This window comes from Micromonospora sp. WMMA1947, assembly GCF_027497355.1.
Lineage (GTDB): Bacteria > Actinomycetota > Actinomycetes > Mycobacteriales > Micromonosporaceae > Micromonospora.
Map to the genome: position 1 here is coordinate 1,988,797 of NZ_CP114909.1, position 13,331 is coordinate 2,002,127.

Consider the following 13,331-nt stretch of genomic DNA (forward strand, 5'->3'; position numbering starts at 1 on the left):
GCATGAAGAACCGTCCCCGCGGCGGACTGGGCCGAGGGCTCGGTGCCCTCATTCCCACCGGACCGGTGCCTGGCGCCGAACCGGCGGCCGCTGAGCCGGAGTCGTCGGCCGCAGCCGTGTCGCCGTCGGCACCGGTCGCCGATGCGACAGCCGCCATCACCGGCAGCGTCGGAAGTAGCCCGCTGCCGACCGCAGAGCCCGAGCCGCATCTGAGCCCGGTGCCCGGCGCCCGCTTCGCGGAGATCCCGGTCGACGCCATCGTGCCGAACCCGAAGCAGCCGCGGCACGTCTTCGACGAGGAGGCGCTGGAGGAGCTGAAGACCTCGATCCAGGAGGTCGGCTTCCTCCAGCCGATCGTGGTCCGCCAGCTCGACCCCGAGAAGTTCGAACTCGTGATGGGCGAGCGGCGCTGGCGTGCCGCCCAGGCGGTCGGGCGGGAGACGATCCCCGCCATCGTCCGGGACACCAAGGACGACGCGATGCTCCGGGACGCGCTCCTGGAGAACATCCACCGCGCCAACCTCAACCCGCTCGAAGAGGCGGCGGCGTACCAGCAACTGCTCGAGGAGTTCGGTGCCACGCACGAGGAGCTGGCCCGGCGGATCGGCCGCAGCCGCCCGCAGATCTCCAACACCATCCGGCTGATGAACCTGCCGCCCGCAGTGCAGCGCCGCGTCGCCGCCGGCGTGCTCTCCGCCGGTCACGCCCGGGCGCTGCTCAGCCTCGACAACGCCGAGGCGCAGGAGGCACTCGCGGAGCGGATCGTCCGCGAGGGCATCACGGTCCGCGGCGCCGAGGAGCTGGTGCACCTGGCGCTCGCCGAGGAACCGGCAAAGGCCGCAGCCGCCAAGCGCCGGCCGAAGCCGCACGCCCCGGCCCTCACCGATCTCGCGGACCGGCTCTCCGACCGCTTCGACACGCGGGTGAAGGTCGACATCGGCCGCAGCAAGGGCAAGATCACGATCGAGTTCGCCACCGTGGACGACCTGGAACGGATCGTCGGCATCATCGGCGTGGGCGAGGACGGTCAGCCCGAGGCGTAGTCCGCTCCTCCGATCTGCCATCCGGCCGCACCGCTCGACGAGGGGTGCGGCCGGATTCGTGTCCGGGGCACCCTCGGCGCTGCACGAGTCGGCCGAAGGGTGGCGGGTCGATTCCCGCTTGCATCGGCCGATGGCGGCAGGCTCCCTGCCGTGTTTCACGTGAAACGTGGTGGCGGCCGGTTGACGGTGGACCGGCCCTGCGGGGATCCGGTTTCAGCAGCGGACCGTGCCGTTGAGAGCAGGCGGGGCAGGTGCGCCCGTGTCCGTCGCCCCCATGGCGAGGGAAGTCAGGGCGGCTCTCTATGGGATCTCCCAGAGGTCGTCGCCCGGTCCACGCAGTTGCCGGTTGGTGGTCGGCTTGACTCGGTCCGATCCGGCGCGTGGCCGCCTGCGCAGGCTGCCCTTCAGGACTGTGGCAAACCGAGCCCGCCGTCCGAGAACCGAACGTAGGACCGTCGACCCGCTCCCCGGTTGGGCTTTGGACCCATTTCCGGAAGCGTGGCGGCATGCCGCTCCGGCCACCCGTCCTGGACGGCCAGGCTCAGGTGCGGGGTCCGGCTCTGCCGAGGCGGGGCCGTCCGGGTGCCGGGCGTGGCCTGGACGTCGGATCCGGGCGGTCTGGACCGCGTTCCGGAACGGGCGAGGCCTGACGTCGGAGCCGGCCCGAGGTGGGGCACGGGGGATTCGGAACGGGCGCCGCGCGGACCGGCTCGGCGGGGCGGCCGGACCCTGGATCGTGCCGGCGCCGGATCGGGCCGCCTTCGCCGTGTGGCTCGGCGGGGTCATCGCCGGGTCGAGGCCGGGTTCGCCGTGTGACGTGGTTGGTGTGAGCGCCGGGGCGCGACCGGGCTCGCCGTGTGCCTTGATGGTGTCATCGCCGGATCGGGGCGCGGGCTCGTCGTGTGGCTCGGCCGTATCAGCGGCTGGCCGGGACCGGGCTCGCCGGGTGGATCGGCCGCGCCAAGCCGGGTCGGGGATCCCGCTCGTCGTGCTCGGCCGTGCCGATGCCGGGTTGGGACCCCGCTCGTCGGCCCGACCGTGCCAGCGCCAGCTCGAGACCCCGCTCGCCGCCTAACCGTGCCAGCGCCGAGTCGAGACCCCGCTCGCCGCTTCTGGACCGCCGGTCGACGCCGCACCAGCCGCCAGAGGTCCATGCGGGTGAGCCGGGCGCGTGGCCACTGAAAGGCCGCCGCACACGCACCGCCTAGGCGCAACCGCCGGAACCTCCCGGGGCAGCCCAAGGAACCAGGCCGCCGAGTCGAAGCTGCCCCACTGCTGGGGCGCGGGAACACGACCCAGTCCGGACATCTCCCGAGCCGACGCGGCCAGCCAGCTCATCGCGCCGTTTCACGTGAAACGGCGCCTCCTGACCGACCGACGCCGGTCACCCGGGCTCGGAGCAGTGCGGGAGTCGGAGTCCGAGGAACGTCGGTCGATCAGTCGGCGACGCCCGGACCCGCCGGATCGCCGTTCGGGGCGAGGCGGCCTGCACCGGGCCGGGAGGTGCCCCCTCGGTCCGTACCACCGTTTCACGTGAAACAGGCACCAGAGGAGCCGCCGACGCCCGGTGCGGATCGGCCGCCGGATCGTTGAGAGAACGGGCACGGAGCCACCCGAGGTTATCCACAGCGGTTGTCCACAGGCACTCCTCGTTTCACGTGAAACAAAGCGCGGAAACCCTTGCTGAGCAGTGCATGACGCGCTGTGCTGGTGATCTCGGCAGCCTGTGGACAACGCGGTGGACAACCTGTGCGCGGCACATGGAACAGGTAGGGACAGGCGTCGCCAACTCGGTTAGGGTCAGCGTCGTGCCGGACACCCCTCCCTCAGTTCCAGACTTCACCCAGTGGCCGTCCTTCCCCTTCGAGGGCGATCTTCGTGTCAAGCAGCTCGACGACCCCGTACCGTTCGAACCTCCCCGCCGTGGCGAGGCGGACCGGGAGTGCACCGCCTGCAACGCGCCCGACGAGGCGTACATCTGGGTCGGTGAGCGGTGGCGCGTCCGCGCCATGGACCGGCCCACCGGCCTGCCGATGGTCCTGATCCTGGAGTCCCGCTCCCACCTGGATCTGGGCGACCTGCCGAACCTGCTCGCCGCCGAGCTGGGCGTGATGACCGTTCGCCTGGAGCGGGCCGTCCGCTCGCTCGACGGGGTGGCCCGCGTCCACGTGAACCGGTGGGGCGACGGGTCGGCGCACCTGCACCTGTGGTTCCTGGCCCGGCCGTATGGACGGCTGCAACTGCGGGGCACGTTCCTGTCGCTGTGGGACTCGATCCTGCCGCCGATCTCCGAGGAGCAGTGGCGGGAGAACCTGGCCATGGTGGCCGCGTGGCTCGCCGAGTTCGGTGGCCGCCCACTGGCCGAGCCGCCGCGCATCCAGTGGCAGGCGCCGTCGAGTCTCTCGTCGCCCTCGCCCGAGATCGCCGCTGAGGAGCCCGAGGAGGAATCCGTATCGGTGATCGAGGCCGCGGACGAGATCCCGGAGTCCGACGCGGCAGCGGACCTCTCAGACCCCTCTGCGGGCCCGTCGGAGCCCGACCCGGCACCAGAGGCCGGCGAGCTGCCGCAGGGCGGCCAGGCCGACGCACAGGACAGCGCGCCGAGCGACGCGGCGATCGGTGCCCAGGGCGGCACGCCGAACGACGGGCCGGACGACAGCCCGGCGGACGCGACGGCCGGCGAGGACCAGGGCGAGCGGGAGAACGTCCCGGGCGCGGCCCGTACCCCGGAGAGCTGAGGTTCAGCGGCGGGCGGCGGCCCGGGTCACGAGCGTGCCGAGGACCCGGCCGAAGTCCAGCCCGGCGGCCTGGATCGCCAGCGGCAGGAGCGACGTCTCGGTCATGCCCGGTGAGACGTTGACCTCCAGCACGTGCGGGTCGCCCTCGGCGTCGACGATCAGGTCGACCCGGGACACGTCGCGCAGCCCGAGCGCGGTGTGCGCGGCGAGCGCCACCTCGGTCACCCGGGCGGTGGTCGCGGCGTCGAGCCGGGCGGGCGCGTGCCAGGTGGTGCGCCCGGCGGTGTAGCGGGCCGCGTAGTCGTAGACGCCGTTGCGCGGCACGATCTCGACCGGGGGCAGGGCCTGCGGGCCCTTGCCGAGGTCGAGCACGGAGACCGCCACGTCCATCCCGGGGACGTAGCGCTCCACGAGCGCGGTCTGGTCGTACGCGAAACAACCCACCATCGCGGCCGGCAGCGACGCCGCCTCCCGGACCACGGCGGCGCCCAGTCCGGAACCGCCCTGCGCCGGCTTGACCATCAGCGGCAGCCCGAGGCGCTCGACGATCCGGTCCAGGACGGCCACGGCGCCCAGCTCGGAGAAGCGGTCGTGCGGCAGCGCCACCCAGTCGGGCGTCGGGATGCCCGCCTCACGCAGCACCGCCTTCGCGGACGGCTTGTCCCAGGCGAGGCGGGACGACCGGGCGTCGCAGCCGACGTAGGGCACGTCCCAGAGGTCGAGGACGCCGCGCAGCGAGCCGTCCTCGCCGGTGGCGCCGTGCAGGGCGATCACCACCGCGTCCGGCGGGTCGGCGGTCAGGGCGGGCAGCAGCGCCACGTCCGCGTCGCGCAGTTCCGCCTCGACGCCCACCGCGCGCAGCGCGTCGAGCACCCGGCGGCCCGACCGCAAGGAGACGTCCCGTTCGTAGGAGAGGCCGCCCGCGAGTACGAGCACGTGCAGCTCGTCGTCGGCGGCGGATCCGGTCACGGGAGGCGGTGCGGCAGGGCTGTCGGACATGCGGGCATCATGCCAAGTCGGGGCCGGGCGCGTCCGAGCCGCCCTGGCGACGGCGGGGTCCGGCACCGCCGACCGCGCCGAAGACCTTGCGCATGGCGATCTCCTGCTCCATCACCCCGGCCAGCCGGCGGACACCCTCGCGGATCCGTTCCGGCGTGGGGAAGGAGAAGTTCAGCCGCATGTTCCCGGCGCCGGTGCCGTCGGCGTAGAAGCCGGTCCCCGGCACGTACGCGACCCGGGCGGCCACGGCCCGCGGCATCATCGCCTTGGAGTCGAGCCCGTCGGGCAGCGTCGCCCAGACGAACAGCCCGCCCTGCGGCCTGGTCCAGGTGGTGCCCTCGGGCATCAGGTCGGCCATCGCGTCGAGCAGCGCGTCCCGGCGCTCGCGGTAGACCTCGCGGTAGACCTTGAGCTGCTGCCGCCACGGCATGGTGCCGAGGTACGTCGAGACGGCCGACTGCGCGTAGGCGCTCGGGCAGAGGATCTGCGCCTCGCTGGCGATGACCAGCTTGTCGCGGACCGCGTGCGGGGCCAGGATCCAGCCCACCCGCAGGCCCGGCGCGAACGTCTTGGAGAACGTGCTCAGGTAGAAGACCCCGTCGCGCCGCCGGGCCCGCAGCGGCCGGGGCGCCTCACCCTCAAAACCGAGCTGACCGTACGGGTCGTCCTCCACCACCAGCAGCCCGGCGCGCTCGCAGATGTCGAGCACCCGTTCGCGCCGTTCCTCGCTCAGCGTCACGCCGGCCGGGTTCTGGTAGGTGGGGATGGTGTAGAGGAACTTCACCCGGCGGCCGGCCCGGGCCAGGTCGGCGATGGCCACCTCCAGCGCCTCCGGGATGAGCCCTTCGTCGTCCATCGGCACGTGGGCCACCTGGGCCTGGGCGGCCTGGAACACCCCGAGCGCGCCGACGTACGTCGGGCCTTCGGCGAGCACCACGTCACCCGGGTCCAGGAAGAGACGGGCCACCAGGTCGAGGGCCTGCTGGCCGCCGACCGTCACCACCACGTCCTCCGGGGAGGCGCCGCAGGAGGCGTCGATCCCGGACAGGGACATCACCTCGCAGATCCGCTCGCGCAGCTCCGGGGTGCCCTGGCCGATGCCGTACTGCAGGGTGGTGGCGCCGTGCTCGGAGCCGAGCCGGCCGAGCATCTCGCCGACCGCGTCCAGCGGCAGCGCCGCGATGTACGGTGCCCCACCGGCGAGCGAGACGACCTCCGGCCGGCTGGCCACCGCGAAGAGTGCCCGGATCTCCGAGGCGGTCATCCCGCGGACGCGCCGGGCGTACCGGTCGGTGTAGTCGTCGAGCGTCGTGCCGGTCATGGACATCACCTCGATCGGGTGTCGGCGGGGCTGCCGCCCGGTGTGGTACCCGCGATGCCGACATCCATTGGCGGCGGGGGCCGGTTGGTCGATCGTAGTCCCCGGTGACGGTAGCGGCACCGGCCGTGTGGACACGTCCACATCCCGGACCCGCCACTCGGCCGTCCGGGCGGGGGTTCGCGCGTTCCCTCCCGTACCGCCGGACAGGGGCGTACGATCGCTCGTCGGGAGCAGGAGGGCGCGGGAGGAACCGGCGCTCCGAGCCTATTGGTGGGGTGCGCTCATGTCGCGACGTCTGGTCAGCCTGACCCTGGACACGCTGGAGGACCTGCCTCGATCCTGCCGGCAGTGCGTCTACTGGGAGCTGGATCCGGTCTCCGCCGAGCGGGCCTGCGCGGCAGGTGACCCGGGCCTGGAGAAGGAGGCGTGGGTCTCCCAGACGCTGCTGGAGTGGGGTTCCTGCGGCAAGCTCGTCTACGTCGACGGCATGCCGGCCGGTTTCGTCATGTACGCCCCGCCGGCGTACGTCCCGCGCTCGATGGCGTTTCCCACCTCGCCGGTCTCGGCGGACGCGGCGCTGCTGATGACCGCGCACGTGGTGCCCGCCTTCGCCGACGGCGGGCTGGGCCGGATGCTGGTGCAGGGCGTGGCCCGCGACCTGACCAAGCGCGGCATCAAGGCGATCGAGGCGTTCGGCGACGCGAAGTTCGGCGACGACGCGGACGACCCGGCCCGCGCCTGCGTGGCACCCGCGGACTTCTTCCTCTCGGTGGGCTTCAAGACGGTCCGGCCGCACCCGCGCTACCCGCGCCTGCGCCTGGAGTTGCGGACGGCGCTGAGCTGGAAGTCGGACGTCGAGTACGCGCTGGAGAAGCTGCTCGGCTCGATGAGCCCGGAGACGCTGCTGCGGCCGGTCCGCCCGGCGCCCGCCACCCGCTCGACGAGCTGAGCCGCGGCTCAGTCGACCACGGTGCCGGCGGCGACGATCGCCCGCAGTTCGCTGACGTCGATCGACCCGGTCGGCACGTCCCGCTCGATCGGCAGGTACATCCGCTGCACCCCGGCCACGATGGCCTCGACCACCCGGTCCCGGAAACGCGGGTCGACGAGACGAGCCCGGTCTTCCGGCGAGGTGAGGTAGCCGACCTCGACGCGTACCGCGGGCATCCGGGTGAGCCGGAGCAACTCCCACGCCTTGGCGTGGGTACGGCAGTCGCGCAGCCCGGTGCGGGCCACGATCTCCCGCTGCACCAGCCCGGCCAGACGCTCGCCGGTCGCCGACGTGACGCCGTTGTCGGTGCCGTAGTGGTACGTGGCCACCCCCTCGGCCTCCGGGTTGGCGTGCCCGTCGGTGTGCAGCGAGATGAACACGTCGGCGCCGAGGGAGTTGGCGAGCTGGGCCCGGTCCGCGTCCGGCAGGCAGTCGCCCGGCGACGGACCCCGGGTGAGCTGTACCCGCACGCCGGCGGCGGCGAGCCGCCCCTCCAACCGGCTGGCGAGGTCGTGCACGAGGTCCGCCTCGCTCCAGCGCAGCGTGCCGTCGGGCACCACCACGCCCGGGTCGGTGCCTCCGTGCCCCGGGTCGATCACCACGGTCCGGCCGACGAGCGTGGGACCGGCCTGCCGGATGGCGTCGGACTCGCGCAGCCACTGCGGGCGGCCACCGACCACCTTGCGGCCGAGGCGGCGCAACGCGTTGACGGTGTGCGGCCCGCACGAGCCGTCCGGTTTGAGGCCCATCTCCCGCTGGAACTGCGCCACCGCGCGGGAGGTACGGATGCCGTAGATGGCGTCGGCGCGGCCCACGTCGTACCCCATCTCCAGCAGGCGTTCCTGGAGAGAGCGGACGTCCTCGCCGGTCAGCGGCTCGGGTACGGCGTGGTAGAGCGCGCGGGCGCCGAACCGCCAGCGGGCCGCGTCGAGTGCCCGCCAGGTCTCGGCGCCGACCCGCCCGTCGACGCTGAGGCCGCGGGACTGCTGGAAGGCCCGTACCGCGCGTTCGGTCTGGGCGTCGTAGTCGTCGCCTCCGGCCTCGGCGGGGAGAAGTTCCAGGCTGGCGAGGACGGTACGGATCTCGGCCACCGCCGGTCCCTGGTCACCGGGTCGGATCGGACGCACGACGACCCCCTCTGCACGGACGTTGGCGGACCGGAACTCCGACGGAATGCTTACGGAGCGTACCGTGGCCGATACCCAACGGGTTCGTGTTCATGCAGGTCAGGAAAGCCGCAACCCCCGCCACCGGGTGTGGTGACGGGGGTTGCGGCGGTGTCGGTACGGCTCAGAGCGCCGACTCGATGAGCTTGACCAGCTCGCCCTTCGGCTTGGCGCCGGCGATCGACTGCACCGGCTGGCCGTTCTTGAAGATGGTCAGCGTCGGCACCGACATCACCCGGTAGGCGCGGGCCGTCTCCGGGTTCTCGTCGATGTTGAGCTTGACGATGGTGACCTGGTCCTTCATCTCGCCGGCGATCTCCTCCAGCAGCGGCGAGACCTTGCGGCAGGGGCCGCACCACTCCGCCCAGAAGTCGACCAGCACCGGCTTGTCGGACTGCAGCACGTCACTGACGAAGCTGGCGTCCGTGACCGCCTTGGTTGCTCCCACTATGAACTCTCCTCCTCCGAACCTTGCTCGTGGAACTCTCAGCCCTGGATGGTGGCGATGAACCGCTCGGCGTCCAGCGCGGCGGCGCAGCCGGTGCCGGCCGCCGTGATGGCCTGCCGGTAGGTGTGGTCGACGACGTCACCCGCCGCGAACACACCGGGCACGCTGGTACGGGTGCTGGGGGCCTCCACCTTCACGTACCCCTCGTCGTCCAGCTCCACCTGGCCGCGGAACAGCTCGCTGCGCGGGTCGTGCCCGATCGCCACGAACACGCCCGTGACGTCGAGCACCTTGCTCTCGCCGGTGTGCACGTTGCGCACCCGTACGCCGTTGACCTTGCCGTCGTCGCCGAGGATCTCCTCGACCACGGAGTTCCACTCGACCTTGATCTTCTCGTTGCCCAGCGCCCGGTCGGCCATGATCTTGCTGGCGCGGAACGAGTCGCGGCGGTGGATGATCGTCACCGACTCGGCGAAGCGGGTGAGGAAGCTCGCCTCCTCCATCGCCGAGTCGCCGCCGCCGACCACCACGATGTGCTGGTTGCGGAAGAAGAAGCCGTCACAGGTGGCGCAGGACGACACGCCGTGGCCCAGGTATTCCTGCTCGCCCGGCACACCCAGCGGACGCCAGGCCGAGCCGGTGGAGAGGATGACGGCGCGGGCGCGGTACGCGGTCTCGCCCACCCACACGGTGCTCACCGCGTCGGACCCGATCTCGCCGGTGTCCTTCAGCTCGACGCGCGTCACGTCGTCGGTGAGGAACTCGGCGCCGAAACGCTCGGCCTGCTTGCGCATGTTGTCCATCAGCTCGGGGCCGAGGATGCCGTCGGCGAAGCCGGGGAAGTTCTCCACCTCGGTGGTGGTCATCAGCGCGCCACCCGACTGAACGCCCTCGATCACCAAGGGCTTCAGGTTGGCGCGGGCCGCGTAGACCGCCGCCGTGTAGCCGGCCGGACCGGAGCCGATGATGATCAGGTTGCGGACCTCGTCCACTGCCGTCTCCCGATGTGTGTGTTCGTCACCGGCCGCACCGATGTCGATCCCGAGTGCCGACGGCTCTGGGGGCGCCGGCGCCTGACTTGCAGAACGTCATCGTACGAAGCGGGGATTCCCGAGCCGGTCATCCGGTGGGTCAGGTCACGTGACGGGACAAGCGTCGTGACCGCGTTTTCACCCTACCCGCGTCCGGAACCGCGTGTCCGCGCCGGACCCGGGTACCCCGCACTCCGGCCCGCTCACCCAGCCCCAGCGGGCGCCGGTCGCGTCCGCGAACGTCACCACGAGCGCCGGGGTGCCCTGGTAGCGGGCGTAGTCGACCATGGTCACGGTGAGCGGCCCGGCGCCGTGCTCGGCGCCGATCGCGGTCAGGCACGCGGCGAGCGTCTCCGGCCGGGCCAGCCGGTCCAGCCCGCCGGCGGCGCCGAGGCGTTGGCCCTCGCTGTACAGGGGCGTCTCCGCGCCGTCCTTCGCCGCGCCGGACGGCCCGGCCATGTCCCCCGTGCTCGACTTCGTCCCGGCCAGTGCCCCGCCCGCGGCGAGGCGCTCCGGCGTCCAGTCGGTGCCGCTGCGCACTGCCGGTCCGGTGGTCCGGTAGGGCGCGGCGGCCATCGGTGCCGCCTCCCCGCCCGCCCGGTCGGCGGTGCTGACGCCGCCGTCGCCCGAGTCGGCCATCCGGCCCACACCGAGCCCCACCGCGGCGACCGAGGCCGCGGCCAGCGCCACCGGCCCGGCGATACGGGCCCAGCGCCGAGGGCGGCGACCGGGTCCGCTGTGCCGGTCGGGACGGGGGGCAGTACCGGGTGGCCGGCTCGCGCCGCCGGGCTGCGCCGGCACGACCGGCGTACCGTCGCGCAGCGCGGGACCGGCCCCGGCGAGCGCCGCGGTGATCCGGTCGGCCACCGCCTGCGGCATCTCCGGCGCGGGGTCCGCGGCCCAGGCGGCCAGATCCGCGCCGACCAGGCCGACCGCGTCGGCGAGATCCTCGTACGCGGCACGCCACGCCGGGTCCTGCTCGACCAGCCGCGCCACGGTGGCCTGCTCGGGGGTGCCGTCCAGCGCCCCGCCGAGGTAGTCGGCGAGCAGGTCGTGGTCGACCTCGCTGAACTCCCGGGAAGTCACGGCTCCTCCTGGCTGACGGCCTGACGGGACGATCCCGACGAGGATCCGACGCCCTCGGGGCGCCTACGGTTCCCGGAGGTGAGCCGCGGCACGTCGCCGGCCGGGGCGTCGGTGCCGGTCCGCAGGTGCCCGAGAAGCACGGCGAGGCGGGCCCGCCCACGGGCGCACCGGCTCTTGACTGTTCCCTCGGCGACGCCGAGCATGGCGGCGACCTCGGCCACCGGATAGCCCTGCACGTCGACCAGGACCAGCGCGGCCCGCTGTTCGGCGGGCAGTGCCTCGAGCGCCTGCCGGACCACGAGCGCGGTGTCGTGGTCGCGCGCGGGCGCGGCCGGTTCCGGACCGCCGGTGTGCCGGCCCGGTTCGCCGTCGGTGTGCACCCCGTCGGGCAGCGGGACGGTGGCGTGGGTCTGCCGCCGCCGGATCCGGTCCAGGCAGGCGTTCACCACGATGCGGTGCAGCCAGGTGGTGACCGCCGAGTCGCCCCGGAATCGGGCCGCCGCGCGGTGCGCCGACAGCATGGCGTCCTGGAGGGCGTCGGCGGCCTCCTCACGGTCGCCGATCGTCCGCAGCGCGACCGCCCAGAGGCGGTCCCGGTGCCGCTGGAACAGCTCGGTGAAGGCATCCCGGTCGCCGGCCGCGTGCGCCCGCAGCAGCTCCAGGTCGGAGCGGCCGGGACGCGTGCCGTCGCGGTCCGCCATCACCACATCCGGCGGCGGTGGCGCGGCGGGGACGGCGGCCGGGTCACGAGCCCTGGACCACGATCTCCTGGACGCCGAGCTTCCAGGTGTTGCCGTTGTCCTTCACCGGCAGCTTGGTGATCCAGAACAGCAGGTACTGGTACTTCTGGTCCGGCTCGAAGGCGTTGAAGATCATCTTTGTGCCGCCGTCCTCGTTCGCCGGCCCGATCATCGTCGAGTAGGCGTTGACGAGCTGCTTGTCACCGGAGGACGTGGACGGGAAGTCGCCGCGGGTGCCGGCGCGCAACTCGACGGTGGCGCCGGTGGCCGAGAGCGTGGCCTCCAACTGCTTGACCGAGTGCGGGGCGCCCAGGTCGATCCAGACGCCCATGCCCTTCTTGATGCCGCCGAACTTGGCGTTCGTCCGGTAGGTGTTGGTCTCCCAGCCCTCGTCGTCGTCCCCGTCGATGACCTTCTCGGCGTTGCGCACCTCGGCGCGGTCGCCGTCCGGGTCGATGATCCGTACGGCCTCGATGGTGAGCTTGCGGACCTGCGCGGCGGGTTCGGTCCCGCCCCCGGTCGCCGGCGCGCTGTTCGACGGCTGGGCGACCGGCTCCTTGTCGCCGTCGTCGCCACCACCGAGCGCGTTGATGCCGATGAGCAGCCCGACCAGGGCCACCGCCAGCAGGCCGGCGATGCCGATGGCGACCTTGCGGCCGCCGGCCGCGGCCAGCGGGGAGGGCTCCTCGCCGGGGTCGGCGGCGAAGCGCAGCGGGCCGGCCTGCTCCAGGAACTGCTCGTCCGCCGGGATGTCGAGCCGGCTCAACTCGGCGGCCAGCACGTCCGACGACGGCGGGGGGATCTCCGAGTCGAGCAGATCCATGGTGAGGTCGTCGAGGTAGGCCGGCACACCGGCGCGCATCTGCCGGGGCGCGGCGATGGCACCGCCGGCGTCCCGTACGGCGTCCGGCAGAGCGGCGCGGCCGTGCCCGGCGGTGGCGCCGTGCAGCGGGGCCTCGCCGTGCGGCCAGTGCCCGGTGAGGGCGAAGTAGAGCACCCCGCCGACCGCCCGCAGGTCGTTCTCCTGGCTGTCCGCCCCGTCGGTACGCGCGTCGGCGAGCACCACCCGGCCGTCGTCGCTGATCATGACGGTGCCGGGGTGGAGGTTGCCGTGCACCATGCCGGTGGCGTGCACGGCGGCGAGGGCACTGGCGACGGCGTTGCCGATCGCGGTGGCCCGGGCCGGGTCCAGCGGCCCGTCGGCGGCGACCATCTCGCGCAGCGACTGCCCGTCGACCCACTCGCGGACCACGTAGGCCCGGTCGTCCTCGTCGATCGCGTCGTAGACGCCGACCAGGTTCGGGTGGATGACGCGGCTCGCGGCGACCGCGGCCTGGAGCATCTCGGTGGCGGAGTCGCCACCCGGGTAGCGGAGGACCACGGCGACGGGACGGCGGAGCACCACGTCGACACCGCGCCAGACCAGCCGGCCCGCGCTGTCGTTGTTGATGTGCTCGACCAGTTCGTACCGCTCGGCGAGCAGCTCACCGACCGTGGGAGCACCGAAGGTCACGACCGCAGGAGAGGTCTCCTCCGCTTCCTGACCCTCGCCGACCTGGGTCACCCGTCCTCCCTCGGTGATCGCGTCGATCGATGGACCCGTGCTGCTGGGCATGTGGCTTCCCGCTCTGCCTTCGGTGGAACGGCCGCGGTGTCGACACCCGCGTCGATCCCGGTCGTACCCGTCGAGAGCGACCTTACCCGGGATGCCCGGTTCTCCGACATGTCATCTTCCCGCTGTGACCGGCCGGAAGGCCAGTCGCCGCGG

Annotated in this window: 11 protein-coding genes; 3 read left to right on the forward strand and 8 right to left on the reverse strand. The window is 73.0% G+C overall.

What is annotated here, in order from left to right:
• Positions 1-2 precede the first annotated feature (2 nt).
• Together O7604_RS09635 and O7604_RS09640 are read left to right on the forward strand one after the other, a co-directional pair.
• Entirely contained in the window at positions 3-1,043 is a 1,041-nt protein-coding gene (locus tag O7604_RS09635) for a ParB/RepB/Spo0J family partition protein (RefSeq protein ID WP_281579456.1), read from the forward strand.
• A gap of 1,808 nt (positions 1,044-2,851) precedes the next feature.
• Entirely contained in the window at positions 2,852-3,781 is a 930-nt protein-coding gene (locus tag O7604_RS09640; protein ID WP_281579457.1) for a hypothetical protein, read from the forward strand.
• A 3-nt stretch (positions 3,782-3,784) separates the two neighbouring features.
• Here O7604_RS09640 and O7604_RS09645 read toward each other — a convergent pair whose 3' ends face one another.
• Together O7604_RS09645 and O7604_RS09650 are read right to left on the reverse strand one after the other, a co-directional pair.
• Positions 3,785-4,780 (reverse strand): D-alanine--D-alanine ligase, encoded by a 996-nt coding sequence (locus tag O7604_RS09645; protein WP_281579458.1) that lies wholly within the window; start codon positions 4,778-4,780, stop codon positions 3,785-3,787.
• Positions 4,781-4,787: 7 nt separating this feature from the next.
• The gene (locus O7604_RS09650) at positions 4,788-6,101 is read right to left on the reverse strand and encodes a PLP-dependent aminotransferase family protein (RefSeq protein WP_269703345.1); all 1,314 of its coding nucleotides are present in this window, start codon (positions 6,099-6,101) and stop codon (positions 4,788-4,790) included.
• A 283-nt stretch (positions 6,102-6,384) separates the two neighbouring features.
• Between O7604_RS09650 and O7604_RS09655 the strand changes: the two genes are divergently transcribed.
• Entirely contained in the window at positions 6,385-7,050 is a 666-nt protein-coding gene (locus O7604_RS09655; RefSeq protein ID WP_120572526.1) for a GNAT family N-acetyltransferase, read from the forward strand.
• An 8-nt stretch (positions 7,051-7,058) separates the two neighbouring features.
• Here the strand turns inward: O7604_RS09655 and O7604_RS09660 are convergent, their stop codons facing one another.
• From O7604_RS09660 to O7604_RS09685, 6 genes are all read right to left on the reverse strand, one after another.
• Positions 7,059-8,219: an N-acetylmuramoyl-L-alanine amidase gene (locus O7604_RS09660; protein ID WP_281579459.1), complete on the reverse strand. Its 1,161-nt coding sequence runs from the start codon at positions 8,217-8,219 to the stop codon at positions 7,059-7,061.
• A 163-nt stretch (positions 8,220-8,382) separates the two neighbouring features.
• Positions 8,383-8,706: a thioredoxin gene (gene trxA, locus O7604_RS09665; protein ID WP_013289375.1), complete on the reverse strand. Its 324-nt coding sequence runs from the start codon at positions 8,704-8,706 to the stop codon at positions 8,383-8,385.
• Between the two features lie 38 nt (positions 8,707-8,744).
• Positions 8,745-9,698 (reverse strand): thioredoxin-disulfide reductase, encoded by a 954-nt coding sequence (gene trxB, locus O7604_RS09670; protein ID WP_030499494.1) that lies wholly within the window; start codon positions 9,696-9,698, stop codon positions 8,745-8,747.
• Positions 9,699-9,875: 177 nt separating this feature from the next.
• Positions 9,876-10,823 carry a hypothetical protein gene (locus O7604_RS09675; RefSeq protein WP_281579460.1) on the reverse strand — a complete coding sequence of 316 codons (948 nt, stop codon included), beginning with the start codon at positions 10,821-10,823 and terminating at the stop codon, positions 9,876-9,878.
• Positions 10,820-11,524, reverse strand: coding sequence for an RNA polymerase sigma factor SigM (gene sigM / locus O7604_RS09680; RefSeq protein ID WP_269703350.1), 705 nt, complete (start codon positions 11,522-11,524; stop codon positions 10,820-10,822). Before sigM ends, O7604_RS09675 begins: the two co-directional genes overlap by 4 nt.
• 43 nt (positions 11,525-11,567) lie before the next feature.
• Positions 11,568-13,178 carry a protein kinase family protein gene (locus O7604_RS09685; RefSeq protein WP_269703353.1) on the reverse strand — a complete coding sequence of 537 codons (1,611 nt, stop codon included), beginning with the start codon at positions 13,176-13,178 and terminating at the stop codon, positions 11,568-11,570.
• Between the last annotated feature and the right edge of the window lie 153 nt (positions 13,179-13,331).